This window comes from Erwinia sp. GW821-FHT03D09, from assembly GCF_059420805.1.
Window position 1 is genome coordinate 40,487 of the sequence record NZ_JBWKUK010000023.1, and the last position, 26,695, is coordinate 67,181.

Sequence of the window (26,695 nt, forward strand, 5' to 3'; positions counted from 1 at the left end):
TCAGCAAAAGTATTCACTTTTTGTGACAGCCCCGCAACCACAGCGCTGAAATAGCTCTAAATGGTAATTACTCGCGCGAAGGTTGTTAGTTATAAAAGAGGGCTTTGCAGCGAATTTGCTTCTCTGCTCTCATAAAAACATAAATTGATGACAGGTTAACTTAATGGCAAGTGAATCCCCGCTCTCTTCTCGCTCATCGCCCGCTCGGCGCACCGCTTTTAGTATCCTCGTCGCTATCAGCATTGCCCATCTGCTTAAAGATATGATCCAGTCGCTGATTGGGCACTACACCGATAAGCATCCCCAGCTGTGGCCATTGCCCGTCGGATGGGCTTCACGCTTTCCGGCCTGATTCTGCTGGCGCTGACCGGAAACTTTACTACCGTCCTGCTGGCCGCCGCGCTGGTGGGTACCGGTTCCCTCGGTATTCCACTCGGAATCCTCGTGCGTGGCGCGGATGGCTTCAGGTGGGCGCCACGGCCTGGCGCAGTCGCTATTCCAAGGTCGGCGGTAACTTTGGTCGCTCGCCTGGCCCACTGCTGGCCGCGCTGGTGATTGCTCCCTACGGCCGCGGTAATGTTGTGTGGTTCTCGCTGGCGGCACAGCTGGCGATTGTGGTGGTGCTGCAAAACAGCCGCTGGTATCAGACGCAAAACCGAATGGCAAAGAAAAGCGCGGTGTCCGCCGTCAGCCCGCTGCCGCGCCGTCAGGTCGTCTTTGCGATCGGCATTCTGCTGATGCTGATTTTCTCTAAGTATTTTTATCTCACCAGCCTGAGCAGTTACTACACCTTCTATCTTATGCAGAAATTCGGCCTGTCGGTACAGGACGCCCAGCTGCATCTGTTTATTTTCCTGTTCGCCGTCGCGGCGGGGACGGTCATTAGCGGCCCCATCGGCGATAAGATTGGTCGTAAGCGGGTGATTTGGGCGTCTATTCTCGGCGTTGTTCCCTTTACGCTGCTGCTGCCGCATATGAACTTATTGTGGACAGGGGTGCTGTCGGTGATTATTGGCTTCGTGCTGGCCTTAGCGTTTTCCGCCATTCTGATCTATGCCCAGGAGCTGATGCCGGGTCGTATCAGTATGGTTTCCGGGCTGTTTTTAGGTTTTTCCTTCGGCATCGGTGGGCTGGGTGCCGCCCTGTTAGGACTGCTGGCCGACCATACCAGCATTGAACTGGTCTACCAAATCTGCGCTTACCTGCCGCTTCTCGGTATTCTCACGGCTTTCCTGCCTGATAACCGGCGTAAATAGTCCCTTACCGGTGCAATTGTCTGATTTTTGCACCGGTTAACGCTCCGGCAACACCAGCACTGTAATCTGATAAGTGTCTAAAATCGCAATTACTGACACATTTCACCGTATGGCTCATATTTTTTTCGATTAGTCTTAATAAACACAAGCGTCACGGCGGATTATGCCATACACTGAAAACTTACAACTGGACACATTTATACTCTAATTAATTCGAGTTGCAGTACAGCGGGAGGCCCCCAGCCCGGCGCACAGATCGCACAGTGGCCAGGGCAAAAAAACAGGGCATCCGCCACTTGAAGTATGACGAGCAGGCGTACATAAGGAGACAGGCATGCACCACACCACACCGCTTATCACCACCATTGTAGGAGGCCTGGTTCTCGCCTTCCTCCTTGGTATGCTGGCTAACCGCCTGCGCATATCTCCCCTTGTAGGTTACCTGCTGGCTGGCGTTCTTGCTGGTCCTTTCACTCCTGGTTTTGTCGCTGATACCAATCTTGCTCCCGAACTGGCTGAACTTGGCGTAATCCTGCTGATGTTCGGCGTGGGTCTGCACTTCTCGCTAAAAGACCTGATGGCGGTAAAGTCGATCGCCATTCCCGGCGCTATCGCACAGATAGCCGTGGCGACACTGCTGGGAATGGGGCTTTCATGGGCGATGGGCTGGTCAATGCTCACCGGATTCGTGTTCGGGCTGTGCCTTTCCACGGCGAGTACGGTGGTGTTGCTCCGTGCGCTGGAAGAGCGTCAGCTGATTGACAGCCAGCGCGGGCAAATTGCGATTGGCTGGCTGATTGTGGAAGACCTGGTAATGGTGCTGGCGCTGGTGTTGCTGCCTGCCATTGCCGGCATGTTTGAAGAAGGTAATGCCAGCATCAGCCTGCTGCTGTTCGATCTGGTGCTGACCATCGGTAAAGTGGTGGCCTTTATGGTACTGATGGTGGTGGTTGGCCGCCGCGTAGTACCGTGGATACTCGCCCGTAGCGCCGCCACCGGCTCGCGCGAGCTGTTTACGCTGGCGGTGCTGGCGCTGGCGCTGGGTATTGCTTTTGGCGCAGTAGAGTTCTTTGATGTCTCCTTTGCCCTGGGTGCTTTCTTTGCCGGTATGGTGCTTAACGAGTCCGAGCTGAGCCACCGTGCCGCCCACGATACGCTGCCGCTGCGCGACGCTTTTGCGGTCCTGTTCTTTGTCTCTGTCGGTATGCTGTTCGACCCGATGATCCTGATACAGCAGCCGCTGGCGGTACTGGGCGCGCTGGCGATTATCGTCTTCGGTAAATCCCTTGCCGCACTGTTCCTCGTCCGACTGTTCGGCCACTCCAAACGTACGGCGTTGACCATTTCAGTCAGCCTGGCGCAGATCGGTGAGTTTGCCTTTATCCTGGCCGGACTGGGCGTCACCCTGAATCTGCTGCCGGAAACCGGTCGCAATCTGGTCCTGGCCAGCGCCATTCTGTCGATTATGCTGAACCCAATTCTGTTTGCCCTGCTGGAACGCTATCTGCAAAAAACCGAAACCATCGAAGAACAAACCATGGAAGAAGCGATAGAGGAAGAGAAGCAGATCCCAGTGGACCTGTGTAATCACGCGGTAGTGGTCGGTTTTGGTCGCGTTGGCAGCCTGCTCGGCAGCCGCCTGATGGAAGCGGGTATTCCGATTGTGGTCGTTGAGAACAGCCGCCCACGCGTTGAAGCGCTGCGCGAGCAGGGAATTAAAGCCGTATTAGGCAACGCCGCCCGGGGCGATATTATGGACCTGGCGCGCCTCGACTGCGCGCGCTGGATGCTGCTGACCATCCCGAACGGCTATGAGGCCGGAGAGATCGTTACCGCCACTCGCGAGAAGTGCCCGAGCATTGAGATTATCGCCCGCGCCCACTACGACGACGAAGTGGATTACATTATGGAGCGCGGTGCCGACCGCGTGGTGATGGGCGAGCGTGAAATTGCTAACAGCATGCTCAATCTGATCCTGCTCAACCCGGTTGAAGCGCCGGCAGAGTGCCCGATCTGACGATAAAATTAAGGGACGGCTTCACGTCGTCCCTTTTTTAACTCATAGACTCACCGCCAGAGATAACAGACCGGCGGATTTAATCTGCCCCGCCGGCCTTACCTCTCCCAGCATCAGCGTTCCCAGTAAGACTCTTCCAGGCTATCTTCCCGCTCAGGCAGGCCGCGCGACAGGCGCGGTGAGTGCTGATTCAGCACCTGATAACTCACGCGGTTGGCGTATTTACACACCTGCGCCAGCGAGGAGTAGGTCAGATAGCTGCGCGCGTGCTTACTGGAGTTGGGGACGTTGCTGCGGTGGAAATTATTGGCGGTAATATCGTGCAGCAGCGCCGCCAGCGCGCCGTCACCGGCACCGTTGGTATTCATGATTTTCTCCGGGCCGCCCATATAGGGTGCGATATGGGAAAAAATTCGCAGCGGTACAGTACAGTCCTGATGGCGCATCGCGCGACTGAATTCGTACTGGTTAAATTCCGGGATCGCCCCTGGCAACAGTGGATGCCGGGTGGCGCGCTTGCTCTCTTCTTCCGTAAATCCCGCCATATACAGACCGTTCGGCCCGGCGGTGCAGAGCACCAGGTCCACCCAGTCGAGGGCGATATTCGATGCCTGTAGCGGGTCGCTTTCTCCTGTCAGCTCAAAGGCTTCGTCTTCATTCATCGCCACGATCGATACGTGGTCACGCATAAAGTCGCGCCAGAACTGCGGATTATCGGCGATCACGTATTTGGTACCCAGCGTCAGCACCACCGGCACGTTATGCTTTTTGGCATAGTGGATGGCCTGCATGGTCGCTTCCGGCATCGGTTCGCCCGGCTTGCAGCGTACCAGATAGGAGGTCAGCACCAGCGCCGACGCCCCGGCGATAACCTCTTCCGGCACGCTTTCAGCCCGTAGCTGGTTCATCAAGCCGGGACTGATCGCAAAGGTGCGCTCGCCGTTGTCACCCACTAGTGTAAAACAGCGGCCAATTGCGCCGTCAATGCCCTGCAGATAGTTAAGATCGGTGCGGCTTGAGGTATGACACAGATAGCGGTAGGCGTAGCTGCCGATTTGTATGTTATTACACATCACCCCCAGCAGCACCGAGCGATCGTCGGCCAGCACCGAATAATTGTGCAGCGTGTTGCCGATAGTGCCACCAGCAAACTGATGGGTGATCAGATTCTCAGCCATCAGCTCTTCATACAGCGCCTGCGCCACGTTATCTTCAATCACCAGCGAATGGCCTACGCTGAGCCCATAGCGGCGCACAAAGTCATCATCCACTTTAGCTTCAATATCAACAAGGATCTGGTCGATACCCACAATCCAGCTATTCGCCGCCTCGTTTTCCGGCTGAGCGACCTGTAACAGCGGATCGCGCGCGCTGACGGGGAAATAGTGTTTGGATTTACGTTTACCGGGGAATTTCATAATTGCAGGACCAGAAGGGGAAGCAGGCTGCAATCATAGCATATTTGCGCAACGAGGCGATCGGCGGTGATCAACAGCCGATCGCGGCGTCAGTTAGCGATACTGATTGACCAGTTCCAGCATCATGTTGATATGCGCTTCATCGTCGTTCAGCGCAGGAATGTATTCAAACCGGGTGCCGCCCGCGTGCAGGAAGAACTCACGGTTCTGCTCGTTAATTTCTTCCAGCGTTTCCAGGCAGTCTGACGCGAAGCCCGGGCTTATCACCTGCACATGCTTCACGCCCTTGGCGGGCAGGCCCTGCATGGTTTCATCGGTGTACGGTGTCAGCCAGGGCTCACGTCCAAAACGTGACTGGAAGGTCAGCATCGCTTCGCTGTCACTCAGGCCCAGCGCGATTTTTAGCGCATCAAAGGTGTCATGGCAGCGTTGTGGGTAATCGTCGCCCTCATTGGCAAAGCGCTGAGGAATACCGTGGAACGAGGCCAGCAGCAGATCCGGCTTACCGTGCTGCGCAAAAGAGTGCTCCACCGACACCTTCAGCGCGGCGATATAGGCCGGATGATCGGCATAGTCGCGGATGAAATGCACCGTTGGCAGGCTGCGGTAGCCAGCAAATACGCTGCTGATACCATCCCATACCGATGCCACGGTTGAGCAGGAGAACTGCGGATACAGCGGCAGGACGATCAGCCTGTTAACACCCTGAGCCATCAGATCATCGATGGCGCTTTTCAGGCTGGGATTGCCGTAGCTCATACCCAGCGCGACCGGGATATCCAGCTTAGCCGCCAGCGCATCGCGCTGACGCTTGCTGAACACCAGCAGCGGCGACCCTTCATCGGTCCAGACGGAAGCATAGAGCTTTGCCACTCGCGGTGAACGGATCGGCAGGATGCCAAGATTCAGAATGGGCCACCACAGCCAGCGCGGCGTATCCACCACACGTTTATCACTGAGGAACTGCTTAAGATATCGTTTGACTGCGGAGGTGGTCGGAGCATCTGGTGTGCCTAAGTTGACCAGCAGTACGCCTGGCTTATCTTGCCTCATTGTTATTCCTTTTGATGGCATCGGCGGAGATGAAAACGAGACACATTCTAGCGGAAAATTGCGGAGGAAAAACCAATTGCTGTAAAAGGGACCGGATTTATCCGGCCCTCTTCAACTTAACCGAGGATTTTTGCCAGCTCAGCGCTGACTTCGGCCACTTTACGTGTGCCGTCGATCTTGTGGTATGCAGTATTGCCCGCTTCGGCTTCTTTGCTGTAGTAAGCAATCAGCGGCGCGGTCATCTGATGGTACTCTACCAGACGTTTACGCACGGTCTCTTCCTGATCATCTTTACGCGTTATCAGCTCTTCGCCAGTCACGTCATCTTTGCCTTCCACCTTCGGTGGATTGAAAGTTACGTGGTAAACGCGGCCGGATGGTGCATGAACGCGACGACCGATAATACGTTCAACGATCAGTTCGTCTGGAACAGCGAACTCCAGCACGTTATCGACTTTAATGCCCGCTTCCTTCATGGCATCAGCCTGAGGGATAGTGCGCGGGAAACCGTCAAGCAGGAAACCGTTACGGCAGTCTTCCTGAGCGATACGCTCTTTGACCAGCGCGATAACCAGTTCGTCGGTGACCAGTTTACCAGCATCCATAATCTTTTTGGCTTTCAGACCTAACTCCGTTCCCGCTTTAACCGCGGCGCGCAGCATGTCACCCGTGGAGATTTGCGGAATACCGTATTTCTCCATAATAAACTGAGCCTGAGTCCCCTTACCTGCACCCGGAGCCCCGAGCAGAATAATACGCATTGCGTAAATCCCCTTGCGAATTGCTTATATGTGTACTTTATCCAAGTGCATGAACATAACATTAATGGCCCGCTCACCACAAGGAAGCGCGCGGCTATCCTGCATCCGCGCAGCGCGGTACGCCAACCCTGCGCCGCGCATAAACGGTCTGGGACACCACCGCGAGAATAATGATCGCCCCGCCAATAACTGCATGAATCGTAGGGATTTCATCCATAAAGAGATACATCCATAGCGGCGCCAGCGCCGTCTCAAGTAGCAAAAACAGACCGGCATTGGCCGGAGAAACAAAACGAGTCGATAAGGTGATCAATCCCATCGCCAGCGGCATAATCAGCGCACCTTCCGCGATCGACCAGCCATACTGAGCCGGCGTCAGCATTTTCAGACTTTCGAGGAGATCGCTGCCGGACCACAGCACAATCACCACCGAAGCCAGTATTGCCCCCAGCGAAGGCAGACCGGCCGTCCCGCCGCTGACGCGGGATGTGAAGATAAAGGCCAGAGCCATGGAGAACGCCGTACCCAATGCATAGAGGTTGGCAATACCGCTGTGGCCCACGTCGCGACCGGACATCACTACTGCTACGCCGACTATTCCCGCCAGCGATGCCAGCAGCACGCTGCGGTCAATGCTCATCTTAAAGAACAGCCGCGAAATCAGCGCCGAAATAAACGGCGTTGAGGAGATAATCACCAGCACGGTCGCCACACTACCGCGATTCAGCGCATTAACGAAGCAGGCTGATGAAATGCAGAAAAACAGCGTCGAAAGCGCATTTTCCTGGGTCAGCCAGGGCGTGCCTAACGTTGAACGACTCTTCCGCCACAGCAGCCAGACCAGCAGGCACATGCCCCACATAAAGATGCCGCGCAACGCAACGATCAGCCACGAATTCTCGATTCCCATCATGCGGATAAACACCGAATCGGTACTGAGAATAATCCCCCCCATAATGCCAATCAGGTTGCCATTTACCGGTAATGCGTTTTTCATCTCCCCTCCCACAGGGCTTGTAGCTGTTGTTTTATTTCTGCCGTCATATCGATCTGCTGACTACCGTCTCCACGAACCCAGCAGGAAAGCCGTAGCGTTCCGGTTTGTTCGAAATAGCTTGCCCCGGCCGCCTTCACCTTCTTCTTTAATGCTTCGCTGAGCGGCGGCACGCTAAAGCAGGCAAATGGTCCGCCCGCGTTACCAAGCGAATCAAAATCCATGCCGCCCGCATCTTTCAAACTGATAGTTCCCACGCTTGCCATATTGAACGGCTGCCAGTCGGGGCTGCGGAGATTGTTCAGCGCCTCAATCAGCGGCTTATCGGATGCGGTAGACTCCTCAAAAAGCAGCAGCTCGCTGCGCATCAGGGTGCTGAAGTCTTCCGGGCGCAGTGCAATGACCGCCAGCCCGATAGTCAGCGATGCATGTTTGTGCAGCGGAGCAACAAAGACGGAACTGTCAGCAATCATTTCGTCGTGACGGCAGGTTGCGAAACTGTGCGAAGCATCAACGACCCCTTTGCCTTTCATGCCTTTCAGACTGTTGACTTCAGCCGTGTAGGGATTGACGTGAGTGATAATCGGTAAGGTTCCCGGCCCGGTACAGTGGGTATTGGGAAAATTAAACAGCTCGCTAACCGGTTGATAGTGGGCATGCCTGGCAAGGCAAAGTGTCGTTTCCTGCTTATGAAGCAGATGGGAAAGAATGACCAATCCTACCCGTACCGACTGAACCAGGAACAGCTCATACTTTTCCAGACGGTAGACACGGGTCAGTTCTTCACGGAGTTCATCTCTCAGCATACGCGCTCGCTTATAAAACTGGTCACCGTGGACCTGCTGTAACTGAAGGGAGAGTGAGGAGGTATCCATCAATTTATTAACTCTTGCTGGAAAAGAAGCGGCATCACGTTATCGCGGAATATCGACCCCACGGCGATCTCGCAGGGAGGCAGGCGATAATTCACCCAGGCAATTTCTTCTATCTCAGATCCCGCACGCGGCTGGCCGCTGATTTCTACGTGATAGACGTGATTTTCAATCGCCGTTTGTTCAAATTCAGCCCAGCCGTGGAACAGGCCAAATGGACGAAAGGTTTTGACCTGTACGCCCAGCTCTTCCTGAAGTTCTCTTTTCAGACAGCTGAGGTGATCTTCACCAGCCAGCGGCTTTCCTCCGGGGGAAATAAAGATGCTGGTGCCGCGTTTACGCGTCAGCAGTAGTGAACGTTGGTTGATAATAATGGCTGCGCATTTAACGATAACTTTCATAGCAAACTCCGCGTAGCGTAACCCGATGGTTACGCCACGATTAGCGGTTTGAGTCAGGCAACAGTGCTGGCTTTCAGCACCGGGGTCAGCAGGGTTTCTCCGGACAGGAAACGCACGATGTTCTGCGCCAGCGGGGCTTTTTCACGCAGATAGGCGAGGATCACGTCGTCCGAAGGCGTGGAGAAGCTGTCGGCGAAAATACTGATCCCTTCCAGAGACTTAGTGGAAATCCCCAATTGCAGCAGGCGGTATTTCACGTCGTCCGCCGACTGGGCGAATTCATAGATGGGTGACTGATAGTTGATGTCGTACTGAGCCATCATCTCCACCAGAAATGCCTTCGCCACCTGACGCTGCTCCGGGAACTCCATCTGGTAATGGGTGATGCCGTCGTTAATGGTGTTAATTCCGTTGCGATGGCAGAAATCGACGAGATGTGCATGAATAGCCAACTTTTCGCCTAAAAGAACCAGATTTTTTCGATACTTAAGAATGTCACTTTCCAGATTTTCAATAGCGATTGAACGAAACGCTCCGCTGATATCAGCAACGGTATGTTCGACGACCAAATCACCGAAACGACCTCTTAATTCATCAACGCGATGCGCTAAAATGCCACGATGCAGTGAACATCCGCTGTTTCCTGACCAGAGGTGTACAGGAATACCCTGTAACATCAGATAACACGCTGCCAGCGTACTATCGCGACCACCGGTGAACATGACGAGCTGTGGTTTTACGGAATACTGATTTGTCATTTTCCTTTCCTTCACATAGCTGTTGTGCGTAATCGTCGGCTGACAAGAAAAAATATCGCTGTATGTATATGGAGTTATAAGAAAAAGTATTCTTTCTCAGGCAATTGGGCTGCTCATAACTCCGGGGTCAGAGTAGGTAAAATCGGCTGGACTTTAAAATGATATAAACAGACACTGGGTGTGAGATTTTCTAACGGATAGGGCTATGTCCGGACTTCCTTCGCTGCGCGCTCTGCGCTATTTTCATCAGGCTGCACTGCATCAAAGCTTTAGTCTTGCTGCACAATCACTGCACGTAACACATAGTGCAGTCAGCCATCAAATCAAACTGCTGGAAGAGTGGTTAGATAAACCGTTGTTTCTGCGGGTAGGTGGCCGGGTTCAGCTGACCTCGGACGGCGAGCGGCTGAAGGTTTGCTGTATACAAACCTTTGGCGAAATTGAAGCGACATGCGAAAAGATCCGCGCGCGTAACCTGCACAGTCTGACCATCTCCTGCGCCCCCAGCTTTCTTGCCCAGTGGCTGATCCCACGGATCAGTCGCTTCACCAGCCGCCACGCGGAGATCGCCCTGACGTTTCAAACTCATGTCGATATTGAACGCGTACGTAACGAGTATTGCGATGTGCTGATCGTCAGTCATGAGCAATCTGTCGGAGAGGATATCGCGGCCACGCTAATCACCGTCGATTATATTGGACCTGTCTGTTCGCCGGAGTTCGCTAATCGTTTTACCTATGAAACCGATTTCGCTACCCTTCCGCTTCTGCATGCCGATACCAAGCTGCACGCCTGGGCTGAATGGGCAAAAAAAACCGGAGCACGGGGCGATTTCTGGGCCGGACGCCACTTCGATAATCTGACGCTGGCTATTCAGGCCGCGCGCAGCGGCATGGGCATTATTATGACGCCGCAGATTCTGGTGAAAAAAGAGATCCAGGAGGGATCGCTGATCGCCCCTCTGGGCTTCGCCGAAGTGGATCGTGCAACGTGGATGATGGTGAAAGAAACCCGGCGTGAAGAACGGGAGATCGCCCTGTTCCGCCGCTGGCTGCTGGAAGAGGCATCCGGCGGAGTCTAAACAGGCCAGTGTAGGTTGATAAAAAAGGGCTGGATGATAATCCAGCCCTTTTCAGTTCATCTGCTCGATGATTAGCCCAGCAGCAGCTGGTTCATGCGGCGAATAAACTGGTTTGGATCGTCCAGCGAGCCCTTCTCGGCCAGCAGTGCCTGATCCAGCAGCAGCTCGATCCACTCGGCGAAGCGCGCTTCATCTTGAGTATCGGCAGCGCGTTTAACCAGCGCGTGATCCGGATTCAGCTCGAACAGATACTTCACGTCCGGCACGTCCTGGCCCGCAGCGGCAAACAGCTTGGCCATCTGAGTGCTCATTTCGTTAGCGTCGGTGGTGACGATGGCCGGCGTATCGGTCAGACGGTGAGTCAGACGCACCTCTTTCACACGCCCGCCCAGCAGCGTTTTCACGCGCTCAACGAACGGCTCCAGCGCCTTCTCGGCTTCCTTCTGCTCTTCGGTTTCTTCGTCGGCCAGCTTGCTCAGCGCATCGTCGGCTTTGCTGACGGACTGGAACGGCTTGCCGTCAAACTCGGTCAGGTAGCTCATCATCCATTCGTCGATGCGATCGGAGAGCAGCAGAACTTCGATGCCTTTTTTGCGGAACAGCTCCAGGTGCGGGCTGCTCTTAGCCGCGGCATAGCTATCGGCGGTAATGAAGTAAATCTTCTCCTGACCTTCCACCATGCGGCTGATATAGTCTTCCAGCGATACGGTCTGCGCCGGGCCTTCACTGCTGGTTGAGGCAAAGCGCAGCAGTTTCGCGATGGTTTCGATGTTGGCGCTGTCTTCCGCCGGGCCTTCTTTCAGCGCCAGACCGAACTGCTGCCAGAATTTCTGATATTTATCTTCATCATCCTTCGCGACCTTCTCCAGCATCTGCAGAGAACGTTTGGTCAGCGCACTGCGCAGAGTCTGAGTGATGCGGCTGTCCTGCAGGATCTCACGGGAGACGTTCAGCGGCAGATCGTTCGAGTCGATCAGCCCCTTCACGAAGCGCAGATAGTTCGGCATAAACTGCTCGGCGTCATCCATGATGAAGACGCGCTGCACATACAGCTTCAGCCCGTGTTTGTGATCGCGGTTCCACATATCCCACGGCGCCTGAGCCGGAATATACAGCAGACTGGTGTACTCCTGCTTACCTTCCACGCGGTTGTGGCTCCAGGTCAGCGGGTCAGTGAAGTCATGAGCAACGTGCTTATAAAACTCTTTGTATTCGTCTTCGCTGATTTCAGACTTGCTGCGGGTCCACAGCGCCTGGGCTTTGTTGATTTTTTCCCAGCTGGTGGTGTCGTCTTCTTCGTTGCGGGATTCAATCTCAACCGGCAGCGCAATATGATCGGAATACTTGCTGATAATGCTGCGCACTCGCCATACGTCGAGGAATTCGTCTTCGCCCTCACGCAGATGCAGCGTAATTTCGGTACCGCGATCTTCTTTGGTGATATCCGCGATGGTGTATTCACCTTCGCCTGCGGATTCCCAGAATACGCCCTCATCAGCGGCAGCGCCGGCAGCACGGGTGCGCACGGAGACTTTATCCGCAACGATAAACGCCGAGTAGAAGCCCACGCCGAACTGGCCAATCAGCTGGCTGTCTTTTGCCTGATCGGAACCTAAGGATTCCAGGAAGGATTTTGTGCCGGATTTGGCAATAGTGCCCAGGTTTTCAATGACTTCATCACGACGCATACCGATACCGTTATCGCTCAGCGTCAGAGTACGGTTTTCCTTATCGACAGAAACACGTACGCGCAGCTCGCCGTCACCCTCGTAAAGATCGGGGGTGGATAATGCGCGGAAGCGCAGTTTATCGGCGGCGTCCGAGGCGTTGGAGATCAGTTCACGCAGGAAGATTTCTTTGTTTGAATAGAGTGAGTGGATCATCAGGTGCAGAAGCTGTTTCACCTCTGACTGGAAGCCACGCGTCTCTTGTCCTTTCATGGTCATTGCTACCTCAACTAAAACAGGTTGATGAACGTTGAGGGTAGAGATGGGGGAGAGGCGCTGGATTTTCAAGGCGGCACGAAAACTCGTGCCGTTTGAATGGTCAGAATTTAATCTTGTGGCGCCCGGCCAGTGAATGGGACAGCGTCGTGCCATCGACCATTTCAAGCTCGCCGCCGACCGGCACGCCGTGCGCGATGCGGCTGGCTTCCACGCCATACTGTTCGCACAGGCTGGCGATGTAGTTAGCGGTTGCCTCACCTTCTACCGTCGGGTTGGTGGCGAGGATCACTTCCTGAATGGTTTCTTTTTCCAGCCGCTGCTCCAGACGATCCAGGCCGATATCTCCCGGTCCGATACCGTCCAGCGGTGAAAGGTGGCCCATCAGCACAAAGTAACGGCCGGAAAACTGCCCGGTCTGTTCAATGGCATGAATATCCGCCGGGCTTTCCACTACGCAGATTTGACCGTTCTGCTGGCGACGCGGGTTCGCGCAGATGGTACAAATCTCCTGCTCGGTAAAGGTCCGGCAGTCTGCGCAGTGCCCAATCTCAGACATCGCACGAGTCAGAGCCTGCGCCAGGCGCATACCACCGCTGCGATCGCGTTGCAGCAGTTGAAAAGCCATGCGCTGGGCCGATTTTGGCCCAACGCCCGGCAGGCAACGCAGCGACTCCATTAGTGCTTCAAGGAGCGGGCTGGTCTGCATCAGAACGGCATCTTGAAGCCAGGTGGCAACTGCATACCGGAAGACACGGCGGCCATTTTCTCTTTCTGCGCTTCAGCAACGCGGCGAGCCGCATCGTTAAATGCCGCAGCAACCAGATCTTCCAGCATGTCTTTGTCATCTTCCAGCAGGCTTGGGTCCACTTCTACACGACGGCAGTTATGCGCGCCGTTGATAGTCACTTTCACCAGGCCGGCACCGGACTCACCGGTCACTTCCATTTTGGCGATCTCTTCCTGAACCTGCGCCATTTTGTCCTGCATTTGCTGGGCCTGCTTCATCAGGTTACCCAATCCGGCTTTACCAAACATAAGTTTTCTCTCTTTCGCTCAGGCCACACCAACAAAACGGTGATGCGGCGGGTTACACAGGGCGGATACTCTCTTCATCAACATCTGCGTCAAAAAAGCGTCGCAGCGTCTGAATATTATTATCCGCGATAATCGACTGGCGCGCCTGCGCCAGTTTCTCTTCATAAATTTTTTGCCGCCACTCCAGCGGCGTCAACACCGCCGGATTATCATCTTCCACCACGGTTAATTCAATGGGATGACCGGCGGCGTTGTTCAGTGCATCATTCAACGCCTTCTGCGCCGACGGGGAATTCAGATGCCGCTGGCTGGAACGCAGATGCAGACAAACGCCACTGTCCGTCACCTCTTTCCACGCATTCAGCGCCAGCTGCTGCACCAGCCGTGACATGGTCAGGGTGGCAATTTCTGCCGCCCAGGCATCACGTTCCAGCGATTCCGCCGTCAGTTTGACGATCAGCTCCGGCGTTTTTTCATGTTCCAGCGCGCTGCGCAGCGCTTTCGGCGTGGCTACCGGCTCCGCTTTCACCTCTTCCTTCGGCGTCTGCGCCTTCCAGCGGTACGCTTCCTCTTTTACCGGTGCAGCGGGTGCAGCATCCTGTCGCGGGCGCTTCTGCCCACGTTCGGTTGCGGCTGCCAGACGCTCCAGTGCAGAGCTGGCCGGCCGCGCACCCTGCGCCGCCGGCTCACTCTTTTTTGGTTTGGTTGCTCCCTGCTGGCGCATCAGTTGAGTGCGCGCCTGCAGCAGCTGGCTGGTGGTATCAGGCAATCCCTGAGGCGGCGGCGCATCTGGAATAGTATGCGCGGCTGCTGGCTGAGATGGCGGTGCCAGCGGAACCTGAGGGACAGGTTGAGGTACAGACTGAGCGATAATAGCCGGCCGGGCAACGGGTTCAGCAATCACCGCTTTAGGATGAAAGGCCAGCGCACGCAGCAGCGTCATCTCAACACCCATGCGGCGATCCGGAGCCAGCGGCAGCTCCTTGCGCCCCATAAGCAACGTCTGGTAGTAGAGCTGCACGTCAGCGGGTGGCAACACTCTCGCCAGCTCGCGCAGGCGCTGTTCAATCGTGGCCATATCCTCGCCAAGCGCCGAGGGCAGCAGCTGCACCATAGCAATCCGGTGCAGCAGGGTCAGCATTTCAACCAGCAGCGCTTCCCACTCCACACCGCGCGAGGCCGCCTGGTTGAGCAGCGCCATCACCTGCGCGCCGTCTGCATCGACCAGCGCTTCAATCAGCGCCAGCGGCTGCTCGTCATCCAGCGTGCCGAGCATATCGTTCACCGTCACCGTTGTGACCGCACCCTGCCCCATGGCGATAGCCTGGTCGGTCAGGCTGAGCGCATCACGCATACTGCCGTCGGCGGCGCGCGCCAGCAGCTGCAGTGCCCGCGTTTCAGCGGAAATCTGCTCAACCTGCAGGATATGCTCAAGCTGGCCCCGGATCTGATCCTGATCTAACGCTTTCAGATGGAATTGCAGGCAGCGCGACAGGATGGTCACCGGCAGCTTCTGCGGATCGGTTGTGGCTAACAGGAATTTGACGTGCTCGGGCGGCTCTTCCAGCGTCTTCAACAGCGCGTTGAAACTGTGGCGCGAGAGCATGTGAACTTCGTCGATAAGATAGACTTTAAAGCGCCCGCGCGCCGGAGCGTACTGCACATTATCCAGCAGGTCACGGGTATCTTCGACTTTGGTACGCGATGCGGCATCGATCTCAATCAGATCAACAAAGCGACCCTGTTCGATTTCACGGCAGTTATCACACTGGCCGCAAGGCGTGGCGGTAATGCCGGTTTCGCAGTTCAGCCCCTTGGCCAGCAGACGGGCAATCGTCGTCTTCCCAACGCCGCGGGTGCCGGAAAACAGATAAGCGTGATGGATACGGCCCAGCGAAAGACCGTTAGCCAGCGCGGTCAGGACATGCTCCTGACCAACGACTTCAGTAAACGCTTGTGGACGCCACTTACGGGCCAGTACCTGATAGCTCATTCGGACTTCATCATTGTTCTGAATCAAAAGAAGATACTATAACAGAATCCTCTCCTGCCCGTCGCGGTTCCTGTCGGATAGTTCCCGATGCGGGGTGCGCTGACAAAACCGGATGAATCCGCCAACGCCAATAGATGTTCTTTTATTCAAAATAAATCAGGCAGTTTATTTACGCTTTAATGATGAAAAACTCACAGAGTTAATTTTCCGAAAAATAAAGATCAAAAAAACGCCGCTCTCCACTCTGTAAAAAAAGCCTCGTCAGAATGTAATTTTTTTGAAAACAGCCAAACATAAGGGAATCAAAAAAATAAAATACAGTCAGTTATCAACAGAGTCGGCATGGCAAACGCAACGGCCACTTACTGACACGATTTAATTCTATTGTGTTCCCCTTATTTCAATACAGGTTCCTGACAGAAACCCGATGAAAAAGAATTTTCCTGGATTGCTCTTATTAAGTAGCCTGGCTGCCTACGGTACAGATGACTTTACGGTAAAAATATTACCTTCAGCGGGCTGCAGCGCGTGACACCCGGTGCCGTCTTGGTAAATATGCCGGTGCGGACGGACGATACGGTTTCTCCGCAGGATCTCAGCGAAACGGTGCGCGCCCTGTTTGCCAGCGGCAATTTTGAGGATGTGCAGGTACTTCGCGATGGCACGGCGTTAATCGTGCAGGTCAAAGAGCGGCCTACCATCGCCATTATCACCTTCGCCGGGAATAAAGCGATTAAAGATGACATGCTGACGCAAAACCTGGAGGTATCCGGTGTGCGCGTGGGGGAAGCACTGGATCGCACGACGATAACCTCGATTGAAAAAGGGCTTGAGGATTTTTACTTCAGCGTGGGCAAATACAGCGCCAATGTTAAAGCGGTTGTTACACCGCTGCCGCGCAACCGCGTCGTTTGAAGCTCGTGTTCACTGAAGGCGTTTCCGCTAAAATTCAGCAAATCAACCTGATCGGTAACCAGGCCTTCAGCACCGACGCGCTGCTTTCACACTTCCAGTTGCACGACGAGGTGCCCTGGTGGAACCTGGTCGGCGATCGGAAATATCAAAAGCAAAAGCTGGCAGGCGATATCGAAACGCTGCGCAGCTTCTACCTCGATCGCGGCTACGCCCGTTTTTCCGTCGATTCCACGCAAATCAGCATAACGCCGGATAAAAAAGGATTATTAATGACCGTTAATCTCACCGAAGGCCAGCGCTATACCCTGTCTTCAGCGGAGGTCAGCGGTAATCTTGCCGGGTATTCCGCGCAGATCGAAGAGCTTGCCCACATCACGCCGGGTGAAACCTACAGCGCGGCCCGGGTCACGCGCATTGAGGATGAGATAAAGACACTGCTCGGGCGCTTCGGCTACGCCTGACCTCGGGTTCAGACTCAGCCTGAGCTCAATGACGCAACGAAAACCATCAAACAGCGAATTAACGTCGATGCCGGCAATCGCTTTACCGTGCGCCATACTATCTTTAGCGGGAATGACACCTCGCGCGATGCGGTACTCAGGCGAGAAATGCGCCAGATGGAAGGCGCATGGCTGGGCAGCCATCGGGTGGAACAGGGCGGAGAGCGACTTAACCGGCTGGGCTATTTTGAAAGCGTGGAAGCGGAGACGCAGCGCATCCCCGGCATCAGCTCCCAGGTCCGCGGGCGTGACACAGGATAACTGGTTGGGCACCGGTCACAGCGTCAGCTTCAGCGGTACCAAAAACGACTATCAGACCTATGTTGAAGTCTCCGCAACCGAGCCCTATTTCACCGTGGACGGCATCAGCCTCGGCGGCAAGTTTTTCTATAACGATTACAGCGCCGAAGATAACTCGCTGGATCGGGGGTTTTTCCCGGCCTCCGGCGTCAGCGCCAGCTTTACCAGCAAAATCACCCTGCCAGGCCCCAGCAGCAGCTACTTTAAAAACACGCTGAATGCCAGCGCCTATCTGCCGCTGAGCAAAAGCCACAAATGGGTACTGCTGACCCGCCCCAAGCTGGGCTACGCGGGCGGCCTGGACGGCAGCGACGTGCCCTCCTATGATAATTCCTACGCCGGTGGCTCAAGTACCGTCCGCGGCTTCTCGTCGAATACTATCGGACCGAAGGCGGTGTACTACCGCTGTAACGGCAGTGAGAGCAGCTACGGCGCATGCCCGGTAGAGAAATCAACCGACGCGGTGAGCGGCGATGCGATGGCTATCGTCAGTGCCGAACTGATCCTGCTCACGCCGTTCATCGGCGACCGCTATGCCAGTTCGCTGCGCACTTCGCTGTTCGTTGACGCCGGAACGGTATGGGATACCCAGTGGCAGAACACCGAGCAGACCGAAGCCGCCGGGATTAAAGACTACGGCGATCCGTCCCAGGTTCGCGTCTCATCCGGTCTGGCCGTTCAGTGGCAATCGCCGCCTGGCCCGCTGGTCTTTTCCTACGCGCTACCGCTGAAAAAGTATAACGGTGATAAATCAGAACAGTTCCAGTTCAATATTTGTAAAACATGGTAATCGGCGATATTTAAATTGTAGGAAATTACAAAAATATTACCCGATCGTATTTATCGCTGACAGATTCATTACTTAACAGAATAGTATTATCTCTCCGTGATAGAGTTCCGAGCAAACTCCTCACCATCGTTGTTATAAAGTAAATCAAAGGTCACCTTCGCCGGTGGCCTTTATTTTTGCTTAAAATAAGTGAAATATAATTATCAACACACTAAAAGCTAAAAAAAAGCGTATAGAATATGCATCATAGCGCCAGATTTTGGGAAGACATCTTCTCAAAAATGGATTGGGTAATATCTTAAGGATTTGGTCCTGCCAATAACGTCAAAAGGAAATTGACTATGACCTGCCCCACCAGTACATCAATTTCACGATTCGCCCGGTACAACATCCTGCACCGGGTTTGAGTGCTGTCAGCCATTTACTCCTGCCAGCCCTGCCGCTGGTCATTTACAGATTAAGTGAGAACACCGAATGAAAATACTTTGTGCGGTACTGAGCGTCCTGTTGATTGTGGCCGTGGGTTATATTTTTCATCAGCATCAGGGCGTTCCGGAAAGAATTGCTTTGCTGGATGTAGAAAAAATTATTGCTCAGTCAGCCCCAGGAAAGGCCGGGCGTGAGCATCTCAGCATTATCGATCGGCGCTTTCAGAAGGGCATGGATGATTTACACAGAAGTTACCAGAACGCGCCTGAAGAGGAACAGCAGCGGGTCTTCAGTAACGCCGAGGAAACGCTGGTCAGGCAGTTTAGCGTGGAAGAACGCGGGGTTAGCGATGCTCTGAAAAAAATCATTTACGAGGAAGCAGAAAAGTGGCGTAAGGAACATAACATCGGCGCTATTTTCCCGGCTCAGCTGGCGCTGGTCAGTAGCGATAAGCAATTGGATTGTACTGATGAAATCCTGGCTGCGGTTGATCAGCGACAGATTACCTTTGCTGAATTACCGGTGCTGCAGATCAACCAACCTCCGGCAATCAGGCCGGTTTCCCCCTCTGGAGAAGAAAAAGGTTGAAGCAAATTCCAGTAGTCCTGCAGCTACCGGGCAAAAAAATAGTGAGAGTCAGAAAAAAGAGCATTCTCCACCCGTTGGAAATGCGCAGCCAAACGCAAACGAACCGACAGCAGCAGCTGTGAAAAGCGCGAAAACAACCCCGGGGGCTTCAGCAAACGATTGACGGGTACGAAAGCGATTTTTCGCCTGGGCTATCATCGCCAATACCGGCGAAATATACAGGTGGGCCAGCGATGGCCGCCCACCGGACTGACTAGTGACCCGGGAAGTTTATCAGACTGTAAACATCCAGCCCCAGCGCCTTCAGGCGTGATTCGCCAGCCAGGTCAAACAGATTGATGATAAAAGCGGCATCTTTCACCGTACCACCGGCACGATGGATCAGTTTAACTGTCGCTTCAATGGTGCCGCCGGTCGCCAGCAGATCGTCCACCGCCAGCACAACATCACCCGGCTGGATAGCGTCGCAGTGCAGTTCCAGACGATTGGTGCCGTATTCCAGCTCATAGCTTTCAGAGAAAGTCTGGCGCGGCAATTTACCCGGCTTACGCACGGGAATAAAACCCACCCCCAGTCCCAGTGCAACGGGTGCACCAAACAGAAAGCCACGTGCTTCCGTACCCACAACTTTGGTGATACCCGCGTTACGGTAGCGTTCAACTAACAGCTCAATGCTCAGCGCGTACGCTTTCGGGTCTTCCAGCAGGCTGGTGACATCTCGAAACAGGATACCCGGTTTTGGATAGTCCTGGATGCTTTTGATACTGTTTTTAAGAAAATCTAGCTGCTGCGCAGTCGCGGTCATAATGTTATGCCTGGTAAATACAAATCTGACTCGCGCAGCTTCATCTCCACCAGCCGCGGAACGGTCGGGTGAAATTCTAACGAAGGAGGGAAGCCACGCACGAAAACGACCAAATCTATGCAAACCGCCGAACAATTGCAACCGCGTTTAAGAAAATCAGCGATTTTCTTGCTCTTCCTCAACGACCGGAAGACGGGCCATAAACACTAATAAACAGCACAGGATCGCTAGTAACATCAGACGAACCCAAAGAATTTTTACCATCCACAGTGAAAAAGCAAAGGTCAGCAGGATAAAAACTATCGCCCTACTTTTTGCGCCGGGTGGCATAGCGCGGTGCTGCTGCCAGTGACGCAGATAGCGGCCAAATACGGAACGATAAAGCAGCCAGTGATGGAAACGCGGCGACGAGCGGGCAAAACACCAGGCTGCCAGTAGAAGGAACGGCGTTGTCGGCAGCAGTGGTAAAACAGCTCCGAGAGTCGCCAGTACCATCGCCAGCCAGCCAAGTATCAATAAAATATAACGTTGCATCGTGCACCCGTAAAAAAATGTCGTAAACAGGTTATCATATCGCGATTGTGGTCACGGAGAAGAACATGAAAAGTGCAGGTTTACTGCAGCAGCTGGATACGCAGCTGGCACAGCTGGCTAGTGCCGTGGAGCCACACGCCAATCAGCGCACGGCAAAAGCGCGTTTTGACCATCAGCTGTTTCATGGCCATTCCACCCGGCTGGGGGATTATCTGCTGGAAGTGCAGCAGACGATGATGCAGTTAAAGCAAAGCGTGCAGGACAATCGCGCCGAGCGCGTTGCCTGGATGGCTGAGCGCGTGGTGCTACAGATGGGGGCATTACAGCGCGAACTGGCCACCCAGACTCTGCGTAGCCGCGAAGCCGAGCCCGTGGTCGAAAAGGAAAATCTGTATGAGAAACTTTCCCAGCATCAGGATTTCGAGCGCCGTTTACGTGCCATGATCGCCGATCGTGAAAGTCTGTTGGCCAGTCAGGAGACGCTGGCGCAACAGCAGCAGCTTCAGCGCGAACTTGCCGCACTGGAAGGCCGCCTGCAGCGGTGTATGCAGGCGCTAAAACGCATTGAGCGCAGTATCGAAAATCGCGAACGCGATCGTTAGCCGCTAAGGCGAACTATACTAACAGCACAATCTGGCTGGAGAGGTAAAATGGGGCTGCTTTCCTGGATTATCATTGGGTTACTGGTCGGTATTTTCATTCGGCGCTATTTTCCCGGCCGCCCCGGGGGACGAGCTGCAACGCTAGTTTTGACCACGATAGGTGCGCTAATCGGCGGCTATATCAGCAGCTATTTTGGTTTTGGTACGCTGGCACTGATGGATGTGCGTTCAGAACTGATTGCACTGGCAGGCGCGTTGGTGATGGGAGTCGTTATTAAAATTTTGCGCATCTGAACAGTATTGTTATCGTCTCAGAGCAGAAAATAAGGAGTAGTGATGTCGCTGGAAAATGCCCCAGAAGAAGTCAAACTGGCCGTTGATCTCATTATGCTACTGGAGGAAAATCAGCTGGATGCGGAAACGGTTCTGGCTGCGCTGGCTATCGTTCAGCGGGACTTCGAGCGAAAGATTGCCGAAAAAGCTTAGCGGCCAGGATGGCGCAATGTTGGACAATGTACCAGAATCTCCACCAGCGTATCGACCAGCTGCGGCGCATCTTCGGCAAGGTTAAAGCTTTCCGGCATAAACAGCCAGTTTTCGATAATTCCGCTGATGTAGCCACGTATGACAATTGCAGCACGCGGAGTATTGAGGTTTTCCGGCAGCTGTTTTGCCTGTATACACTGTTTTAAAACATCCTCTATCTTTTCATAGCATTCCAGATAGAGATTTTGCTGCATCAACTGCAGCGTGGCCATTTCACCCACAAATTCACATTTGTGATAAATAATTTCCATCAATGCCCGTCTTCTCGGATCGCTGGTTGTCGCGTCAAAGACATACAGTATCATTGCTCGCATAACAGACAGTGGATTCGCAGGGTATTTTGATTGATACTCTATTTCCAGATCCGCCATAACGGAATCGGACTGTGCCCAGATTTCGTTTAGCAAATCAGTTTTATTTTTAAAATGCCAGTAGATTGCCCCCCGTGTCACGCCAGCGGCAGCGGCAATATCAGCCAGCGACGTTTTGGAAACGCCGACGTCTGAAAAGCGTTCGATCGCTGCATTGATAATGTGATTGCGCGTTTCTTGCGCCTGCTGTTTGGTATTTCGTGCCATAGTGGGGTTTTTACAAAATGGTAGATTTACATACATTTCCGAATGTATGTACCATAGCACGACCATAATTTAAACGCAGCAATGGGTTTATGGGTTTGTGATCCATTGAACAATCGATACCGGACATTCGAGGTTTATTTATGAACATAAACAGAGGGCTAACGCCTCTGGCAGCCGTTCTGATGCTTTCAGGCAGCCTGGTTCTGACAGGATGCGACAACAAAGAGCAACAACAGGCTGGGCAACAACAGGCACCTGAAGTGGGTATCGTCACGCTGAAAAGTGCCCCACTAAAAATTACTACCGACCTGCCAGGTCGTACCTCATCTTTCCGTATCGCAGAAGTTCGCCCGCAGGTTTCTGGCATTATTCTGAAGCGCAATTTTGTTGAAGGTAGCGACATTAAGGCGGGTGAATCCCTCTATCAAATTGACCCGGCGAGCTACAAAGCCGCATGGGACAGCGCGAAGGGCGATCTTGCTCAGGCCCAGGCCAATGCACAAATTGCCAGTCTGACCGTAAAACGCTACAAGCCTCTGCTGGGTACAAAGTACATCAGCCAGCAGGACTATGATCAGGCGGTTGCCACGCAAAGCCAAACCGCAGCAGCGGTACAGGCCGCGCAGGCCGCTGTGGAAAGTGCTCGCATTAACCTTGCTTACACCAAGGTCACTTCACCTATCAGTGGTCGTATTGGTAAATCATCCGTTACCGAAGGTGCGCTGGTGACCAGTGGTCAGACTACCGCTCTGGCTACCGTTCAGCAGCTGGACCCGATTTATGTCGATGTCACTCAGTCAAGCGAAGACTTTATCCGTCTGCGCAATGAACTGAATGCCGGCACGCTGCAGCAGGCAAACGGTAAAGCTGAAGTCAAGCTGTTGATGCAGAATGGTAGCGAGTACGGGCAGAACGGTACATTAGAATTCTCTGATGTCACCGTCGATGAAACCACCGGTTCTATCACGCTGCGTGCCGTGTTCCCTAACCCGGACCACAGTCTGCTGCCGGGCATGTTTGTTCGTGCACGTCTGGATGAAGGTACCAACCCAAATGCGCTACTGGTTCCACAGCAGGGCGTGACCCGTACACCAACTGGTCAGGCTACGGCAATGGTCGTTGGTGCGGACAACAAGGTTGAAGTGCGTAATCTGACTGCCGATCAGGCCATTGGCGACAAGTGGTTGGTTACTGGTGGACTGAAAGACGGTGACAAAGTGATTGTGACCGGGCTGCAGCGTGTAAGACCAGGTGTGGCCGTAACGCCACAGGAAGTTAGCGAAGACAGCTCCAAAGCCGCAGCTCAGCCTCAGGCGCAGTCTGAACAAAGCAAGTCTTAACAGGAGCCACTGATTCATGGCTAAGTTTTTTATCGATCGCCCGATCTTCGCCTGGGTTATCGCCATCATTATTATGCTGGCGGGCGCACTGTCGATCCTGAAACTGCCGATTGAGCAATATCCTAACGTTGCGCCGCCGGCAATTGAGATCTCTGCAACCTACCCAGGTGCTGACGCGAAAACCTTGCAGGACTCCGTCACGCAGGTTATCGAACAAAATATGAACGGCATTGACGGCCTGATGTATATGGGCTCAAGCAGTGACTCAGCGGGTACGTTGCAGCTGACGTTGACCTTTGAGTCCGGTACCAATGCCGATATCGCTCAGGTTCAGGTACAGAATAAGCTGCAGTTGGCTATGCCACTGCTGCCGCAGGAAGTACAGCAGCAGGGTATTCGCGTTCAGAAATCCTCCAGCAGCTTCCTGATGGTTACCGGCTTCATTAACGAAGACGGCACCATGACGCAGAACGACATCTCCGACTACATCGGGTCAAACGTTAAAGACCCGATCAGTCGTGTGCCGGGCGTCGGCGATACGCAGCTGTTCGGTGCGCAGTACGCGATGCGCGTCTGGATGGACCCACATAAACTCAATAACTTCCAGCTAACGCCAGTGGATGTAATCAGCGCAATCAATACGCAGAACTCCCAGGTCGCGGCAGGTCAGCTTGGTGGGTCACCGCCGGTGAAGGGGCAACAGCTTAACGCCTCAATCATTGCACAGACGCGTCTGACTTCGGCTGAAGAGTTCGGCAATATTTTGCTGAAGGTGAATACCGATGGCTCGCAGGTTCGTCTGAAAGATGTTGCGCAGATCGAACTGGGCGGGGAAAACTATGAAATCATCGCCCGTTTCAACGGTAAGCCGGCGTCTGGTCTGGGGATTAAGCTGGCGACCGGTGCAAATGCCCTGGACACAGCTTCTGCCGTTAAAGCTGAACTGGCCAAGCTGGAACCGTTCTTCCCGTCCGGCCTGAAAGTGGTTTATCCGTACGACACTACGCCTTTCGTTAAAATATCGATTAATGAAGTGGTTAAAACGCTCGTTGAAGCGATCGTGCTGGTGTTCCTGGTGATGTATCTGTTCCTGCAAAACTTCCGCGCTACGTTGATTCCGACCATCGCGGTACCGGTAGTACTGCTGGGTACATTTGCGATTATCAGCGCCTTCGGCTACTCGGTAAACACCCTGACGATGTTTGCTATGGTGCTGGCGATAGGCCTGCTGGTAGATGACGCCATCGTTGTGGTCGAGAACGTTGAACGAGTGATGGTTGAAGACGGCCTGCCGCCGAAGGAAGCCACGCGAAAATCGATGAGCCAGATACAGGGTGCCTTGGTGGGTATCGCCCTGGTGCTGTCTGCGGTATTTATCCCAATGGCCTTCTTTGGCGGGTCAACGGGGGTTATCTACCGTCAGTTCTCGATAACCATCGTTTCCGCGATGGTGCTGTCGGTGATTGTCGCACTGATCCTGACTCCAGCACTTTGCGCCACGATGATGAAACCGATCGCTAAAGGCGATCACGGTAAAACCACCGGTTTCTTTGGCTGGTTCAACCGTCTGTTTGATAAGAGTACTCAGCACTACACGGATAGCGTAGGCCATATCGTTCGCAGTACCGGACGTTATCTGGTTATCTATCTGTTGATCGTCGTCGGCATGGCTTTCCTGTTCCTGCGTCTGCCTACCTCCTTCCTTCCTGAAGAAGATCAGGGCGTGTTGCTGACGATGGCTCAGCTCCCTGCTGGTGCCACTCAGGAACGAACCCAGAAAGTGCTGGACCAGGTGACTGACTACTATCTGACCAAAGAAAAAGCTAACGTGAACTCCGTGTTTACCGTTAATGGCTTTGGCTTCGCAGGACGTGGGCAGAACACCGGTATCGCGTTTATCAGTCTTAAGGACTGGGATGAACGAAGCAGCTCAGACAATAAAGTACCGGCCATTGCCGCCAGAGCGATGGGAGCCTTGTCATCAATTAAAGATGCCATGGTGATTCCATTTAACCTGCCAGCAATCGTTGAGCTGGGTACCGCTACCGGCTTCGACTTCCAGCTGACCGATAAAGCCGGCCTGGGTCATGAAAAACTGACCGAAGCTCGTAACCAGCTCTTGGGCATGATTGAGCAGCACCCGGATACGCTGGTTGGCGTGCGCCCTAACGGCCTGGAAGATACCCCTCAGTACAAACTGACTATCGACCAGGAAAAAGCCCGCGCAATGGGGGTATCACTCTCTGATATCAACACCACGCTGGCCGCAACCTGGGGTGGCTCATACGTTAACGACTTTATTGACCGTGGTCGTGTGAAGAAAGTGTACGTAATGGGTGAAGCACCTTACCGTATGTTACCGAGCGATATCGGTAACTGGTATGTGCGCTCAACCAGCGGTGAAATGGTGCCATTCAGCACCTTTACCACCGGTAAGTGGATCTACGGTTCGCCGCGTCTGGAACGCTATAACGGCTTGCCTTCAATGGAGCTGTTGGGCCAACCAGCACCGGGCAAAAGCTCGGGTGATGCCATGAACCTGATGGAAGAGCTGGCGGCTAAACTGCCAACGGGTATCGGCTATGAGTGGACCGGCATGTCCTATCAGGAACGTCTGTCTGGAAACCAGGCCCCTGCCCTGTACGCCATCTCGCTGATCGTCGTGTTCCTCTGCCTGGCGGCACTGTACGAGAGCTGGTCGATTCCGTTCTCGGTAATGCTGGTAGTTCCGCTCGGTGTTGTCGGTGCACTGCTCTTTACCACGCTGCGTGGGCTGAGCAATGACGTTTACTTTGTGGTGGGACTGTTGACCACCATAGGGCTATCGGCGAAAAACGCCATCCTGATCGTTGAGTTCGCGAAGGACCTGATGGAGAAGGAAGGAAAAGGGCTGATTGAGTCAACTCTGGAAGCGATACGTATGCGCCTGCGTCCAATTCTGATGACTTCACTGGCATTTATCCTCGGCGTACTGCCGCTGGCTATCAGTTCCGGTGCTGGTTCCGGCGCGCAGAACGCCGTAGGTACCGGCGTAATGGGTGGTATGGTTACCGCAACCGTTCTGGCTATTTTCTTCGTTCCCGTGTTCTTTGTGGTGGTTCGCCGTCGCTTTAGCAAGAACAAAGAGGAACTGGAGCACAGTCACCCGGTTGAGCATCACAAATAATCGACCCTTGTCGAAAT

General features: G+C 54.0%; 22 protein-coding genes, 2 pseudogenes and 1 other annotated feature. Of the genes and pseudogenes, 10 read left to right on the forward strand and 14 right to left on the reverse strand.

The features are described 5' to 3' along the window. Positions 1 to 163 precede the first annotated feature (163 nt). Together AC07U6_RS19735 and ybaL are read left to right on the forward strand one after the other, a co-directional pair. Positions 164 to 1,256 (forward strand): annotated as a pseudogene (locus AC07U6_RS19735) (MFS transporter). Between the two features lie 334 nt (positions 1,257 to 1,590). Then, on the forward strand, positions 1,591 to 3,273 hold the full coding sequence (ybaL, locus tag AC07U6_RS19740) for a YbaL family putative K(+) efflux transporter (protein WP_494761803.1): 1,683 nt from the start codon (positions 1,591 to 1,593) through the stop codon (positions 3,271 to 3,273). Between the two features lie 113 nt (positions 3,274 to 3,386). On the opposite strand, the gene AC07U6_RS19745 is transcribed toward ybaL, so the two are convergent. The 7 genes from AC07U6_RS19745 to AC07U6_RS19775 all read right to left on the reverse strand — a co-directional run bounded on the left by AC07U6_RS19745 (position 3,387) and on the right by AC07U6_RS19775 (position 9,530). Beyond that, the gene (locus AC07U6_RS19745; protein WP_494761802.1) at positions 3,387 to 4,691 is read right to left on the reverse strand and encodes an inosine/guanosine kinase; all 1,305 of its coding nucleotides are present in this window, start codon (positions 4,689 to 4,691) and stop codon (positions 3,387 to 3,389) included. Between the two features lie 93 nt (positions 4,692 to 4,784). Continuing rightward, on the reverse strand, positions 4,785 to 5,744 hold the full coding sequence (hemH, locus tag AC07U6_RS19750) for a ferrochelatase (protein WP_494761801.1): 960 nt from the start codon (positions 5,742 to 5,744) through the stop codon (positions 4,785 to 4,787). A gap of 116 nt (positions 5,745 to 5,860) precedes the next feature. Beyond that, positions 5,861 to 6,505, reverse strand: coding sequence for an adenylate kinase (gene adk, locus AC07U6_RS19755; RefSeq protein ID WP_494761800.1), 645 nt, complete (start codon positions 6,503 to 6,505; stop codon positions 5,861 to 5,863). A gap of 94 nt (positions 6,506 to 6,599) precedes the next feature. After that, complete coding sequence (locus AC07U6_RS19760; protein WP_494761799.1) at positions 6,600 to 7,502, reverse strand: DMT family transporter; 903 nt, start codon at positions 7,500 to 7,502, stop codon at positions 6,600 to 6,602. Next, complete coding sequence (locus AC07U6_RS19765; protein WP_494764444.1) at positions 7,499 to 8,374, reverse strand: DUF6024 family protein; 876 nt, start codon at positions 8,372 to 8,374, stop codon at positions 7,499 to 7,501. The genes AC07U6_RS19760 and AC07U6_RS19765 overlap by 4 nt, the downstream gene beginning before the upstream one ends. Then, positions 8,374 to 8,772, reverse strand: a complete 399-nt coding sequence (locus AC07U6_RS19770; RefSeq protein WP_494761798.1) for an NUDIX hydrolase — start codon at positions 8,770 to 8,772, stop codon at positions 8,374 to 8,376. Before AC07U6_RS19770 ends, AC07U6_RS19765 begins: the two co-directional genes overlap by 1 nt. Before the next feature lie 53 nt (positions 8,773 to 8,825). Further along, positions 8,826 to 9,530 carry a hypothetical protein gene (locus AC07U6_RS19775; protein WP_494761797.1) on the reverse strand — a complete coding sequence of 235 codons (705 nt, stop codon included), beginning with the start codon at positions 9,528 to 9,530 and terminating at the stop codon, positions 8,826 to 8,828. Between the two features lie 205 nt (positions 9,531 to 9,735). Between AC07U6_RS19775 and AC07U6_RS19780 the strand changes: the two genes are divergently transcribed. After that, the gene (locus AC07U6_RS19780; protein ID WP_494761796.1) at positions 9,736 to 10,611 is read left to right on the forward strand and encodes a LysR substrate-binding domain-containing protein; all 876 of its coding nucleotides are present in this window, start codon (positions 9,736 to 9,738) and stop codon (positions 10,609 to 10,611) included. 71 nt (positions 10,612 to 10,682) lie between these two features. Here AC07U6_RS19780 and htpG read toward each other — a convergent pair whose 3' ends face one another. The 4 genes from htpG to dnaX form a co-directional block, all read right to left on the reverse strand. Next, the gene (gene htpG, locus AC07U6_RS19785) at positions 10,683 to 12,551 is read right to left on the reverse strand and encodes a molecular chaperone HtpG (protein WP_494761795.1); all 1,869 of its coding nucleotides are present in this window, start codon (positions 12,549 to 12,551) and stop codon (positions 10,683 to 10,685) included. A 106-nt stretch (positions 12,552 to 12,657) separates the two neighbouring features. Further along, the gene (gene recR, locus AC07U6_RS19790; protein ID WP_105590836.1) at positions 12,658 to 13,263 is read right to left on the reverse strand and encodes a recombination mediator RecR; all 606 of its coding nucleotides are present in this window, start codon (positions 13,261 to 13,263) and stop codon (positions 12,658 to 12,660) included. Then, positions 13,263 to 13,592, reverse strand: a complete 330-nt coding sequence (locus AC07U6_RS19795; RefSeq protein WP_105590835.1) for a YbaB/EbfC family nucleoid-associated protein — start codon at positions 13,590 to 13,592, stop codon at positions 13,263 to 13,265. Before AC07U6_RS19795 ends, recR begins: the two co-directional genes overlap by 1 nt. Before the next feature lie 52 nt (positions 13,593 to 13,644). Continuing rightward, positions 13,645 to 15,585 (reverse strand): DNA polymerase III subunit gamma/tau, encoded by a 1,941-nt coding sequence (dnaX, locus tag AC07U6_RS19800; protein WP_494761794.1) that lies wholly within the window; start codon positions 15,583 to 15,585, stop codon positions 13,645 to 13,647. After that, positions 14,248 to 14,309 (reverse strand) — a sequence feature (DnaX frameshifting element). (Overlaps the previous gene by 62 nt.) A gap of 427 nt (positions 15,586 to 16,012) precedes the next feature. On the opposite strand from dnaX, the pseudogene bamA reads away from it, so the two are divergent. Next, positions 16,013 to 18,090: pseudogene (gene bamA / locus AC07U6_RS19805) on the forward strand (outer membrane protein assembly factor BamA). Between the two features lie 474 nt (positions 18,091 to 18,564). Further along, positions 18,565 to 19,107 (forward strand): OmpH family outer membrane protein, encoded by a 543-nt coding sequence (locus AC07U6_RS19810; protein WP_494761793.1) that lies wholly within the window; start codon positions 18,565 to 18,567, stop codon positions 19,105 to 19,107. 253 nt (positions 19,108 to 19,360) lie between these two features. Here the strand turns inward: AC07U6_RS19810 and apt are convergent, their stop codons facing one another. Together apt and AC07U6_RS19820 are read right to left on the reverse strand one after the other, a co-directional pair. Continuing rightward, entirely contained in the window at positions 19,361 to 19,912 is a 552-nt protein-coding gene (gene apt / locus AC07U6_RS19815; protein WP_494761792.1) for an adenine phosphoribosyltransferase, read from the reverse strand. A gap of 156 nt (positions 19,913 to 20,068) precedes the next feature. After that, on the reverse strand, positions 20,069 to 20,446 hold the full coding sequence (locus tag AC07U6_RS19820) for a DUF454 family protein (protein ID WP_264546449.1): 378 nt from the start codon (positions 20,444 to 20,446) through the stop codon (positions 20,069 to 20,071). A gap of 65 nt (positions 20,447 to 20,511) precedes the next feature. Between AC07U6_RS19820 and priC the strand changes: the two genes are divergently transcribed. Genes priC through rsmS form a run of 3 tightly spaced genes read left to right on the forward strand, consistent with a single transcriptional unit; the run spans position 20,512 to position 21,534 of the window. Further along, on the forward strand, positions 20,512 to 21,048 hold the full coding sequence (gene priC, locus AC07U6_RS19825; protein ID WP_494761791.1) for a primosomal replication protein PriC: 537 nt from the start codon (positions 20,512 to 20,514) through the stop codon (positions 21,046 to 21,048). A gap of 48 nt (positions 21,049 to 21,096) precedes the next feature. Next, positions 21,097 to 21,342: a GlsB/YeaQ/YmgE family stress response membrane protein gene (locus AC07U6_RS19830; RefSeq protein WP_494761790.1), complete on the forward strand. Its 246-nt coding sequence runs from the start codon at positions 21,097 to 21,099 to the stop codon at positions 21,340 to 21,342. Between the two features lie 42 nt (positions 21,343 to 21,384). After that, entirely contained in the window at positions 21,385 to 21,534 is a 150-nt protein-coding gene (gene rsmS / locus AC07U6_RS19835; RefSeq protein ID WP_494761789.1) for a pleiotropic regulatory protein RsmS, read from the forward strand. On the opposite strand, the gene acrR is transcribed toward rsmS, so the two are convergent. Further along, complete coding sequence (gene acrR / locus AC07U6_RS19840; protein ID WP_494764443.1) at positions 21,531 to 22,172, reverse strand: multidrug efflux transporter transcriptional repressor AcrR; 642 nt, start codon at positions 22,170 to 22,172, stop codon at positions 21,531 to 21,533. The two genes, rsmS and acrR, sit on opposite strands and share 4 nt — an antisense overlap. Positions 22,173 to 22,312: 140 nt before the next feature. On the opposite strand from acrR, the gene AC07U6_RS19845 reads away from it, so the two are divergent. Together AC07U6_RS19845 and acrB are read left to right on the forward strand one after the other, a co-directional pair. Continuing rightward, complete coding sequence (locus AC07U6_RS19845) at positions 22,313 to 23,512, forward strand: efflux RND transporter periplasmic adaptor subunit (protein WP_494761788.1); 1,200 nt, start codon at positions 22,313 to 22,315, stop codon at positions 23,510 to 23,512. Between the two features lie 16 nt (positions 23,513 to 23,528). Then, positions 23,529 to 26,678 carry a multidrug efflux RND transporter permease subunit AcrB gene (gene acrB, locus AC07U6_RS19850; RefSeq protein ID WP_494761787.1) on the forward strand — a complete coding sequence of 1,050 codons (3,150 nt, stop codon included), beginning with the start codon at positions 23,529 to 23,531 and terminating at the stop codon, positions 26,676 to 26,678. Positions 26,679 to 26,695 lie beyond the last annotated feature (17 nt).

Bases quoted from the DNA above. Each gene is read 5' to 3' on its own strand.
- AC07U6_RS19795 (WP_105590835.1), bottom strand. From the start codon at position 13,592: ATGTTTGGTAAAGCCGGATTGGGTAACCTGATGAAGCAGGCCCAGCAA.
- apt (WP_494761792.1), bottom strand. From the start codon at position 19,912: ATGACCGCGACTGCGCAGCAGCTAGATTTTCTTAAAAACAGTATCAAA.
- htpG (WP_494761795.1), bottom strand. From the start codon at position 12,551: ATGAAAGGACAAGAGACGCGTGGCTTCCAGTCAGAGGTGAAACAGCTT.
- AC07U6_RS19745 (WP_494761802.1), bottom strand. From the start codon at position 4,691: ATGAAATTCCCCGGTAAACGTAAATCCAAACACTATTTCCCCGTCAGC.
- AC07U6_RS19845 (WP_494761788.1), top strand. From the start codon at position 22,313: ATGAACATAAACAGAGGGCTAACGCCTCTGGCAGCCGTTCTGATGCTT.
- AC07U6_RS19770 (WP_494761798.1), bottom strand. From the start codon at position 8,772: ATGAAAGTTATCGTTAAATGCGCAGCCATTATTATCAACCAACGTTCA.
- AC07U6_RS19760 (WP_494761799.1), bottom strand. From the start codon at position 7,502: ATGAAAAACGCATTACCGGTAAATGGCAACCTGATTGGCATTATGGGG.
- acrR (WP_494764443.1), bottom strand. From the start codon at position 22,172: ATGGCACGAAATACCAAACAGCAGGCGCAAGAAACGCGCAATCACATT.
- AC07U6_RS19780 (WP_494761796.1), top strand. From the start codon at position 9,736: ATGTCCGGACTTCCTTCGCTGCGCGCTCTGCGCTATTTTCATCAGGCT.
- AC07U6_RS19765 (WP_494764444.1), bottom strand. From the start codon at position 8,374: ATGGATACCTCCTCACTCTCCCTTCAGTTACAGCAGGTCCACGGTGAC.
- rsmS (WP_494761789.1), top strand. From the start codon at position 21,385: ATGTCGCTGGAAAATGCCCCAGAAGAAGTCAAACTGGCCGTTGATCTC.
- AC07U6_RS19820 (WP_264546449.1), bottom strand. From the start codon at position 20,446: ATGCAACGTTATATTTTATTGATACTTGGCTGGCTGGCGATGGTACTG.
- AC07U6_RS19775 (WP_494761797.1), bottom strand. From the start codon at position 9,530: ATGACAAATCAGTATTCCGTAAAACCACAGCTCGTCATGTTCACCGGT.
- priC (WP_494761791.1), top strand. From the start codon at position 20,512: ATGAAAAGTGCAGGTTTACTGCAGCAGCTGGATACGCAGCTGGCACAG.
- hemH (WP_494761801.1), bottom strand. From the start codon at position 5,744: ATGAGGCAAGATAAGCCAGGCGTACTGCTGGTCAACTTAGGCACACCA.
- AC07U6_RS19810 (WP_494761793.1), top strand. From the start codon at position 18,565: ATGAAAATACTTTGTGCGGTACTGAGCGTCCTGTTGATTGTGGCCGTG.
- ybaL (WP_494761803.1), top strand. From the start codon at position 1,591: ATGCACCACACCACACCGCTTATCACCACCATTGTAGGAGGCCTGGTT.
- recR (WP_105590836.1), bottom strand. From the start codon at position 13,263: ATGCAGACCAGCCCGCTCCTTGAAGCACTAATGGAGTCGCTGCGTTGC.
- dnaX (WP_494761794.1), bottom strand. From the start codon at position 15,585: ATGAGCTATCAGGTACTGGCCCGTAAGTGGCGTCCACAAGCGTTTACT.
- acrB (WP_494761787.1), top strand. From the start codon at position 23,529: ATGGCTAAGTTTTTTATCGATCGCCCGATCTTCGCCTGGGTTATCGCC.
- AC07U6_RS19830 (WP_494761790.1), top strand. From the start codon at position 21,097: ATGGGGCTGCTTTCCTGGATTATCATTGGGTTACTGGTCGGTATTTTC.
- adk (WP_494761800.1), bottom strand. From the start codon at position 6,505: ATGCGTATTATTCTGCTCGGGGCTCCGGGTGCAGGTAAGGGGACTCAG.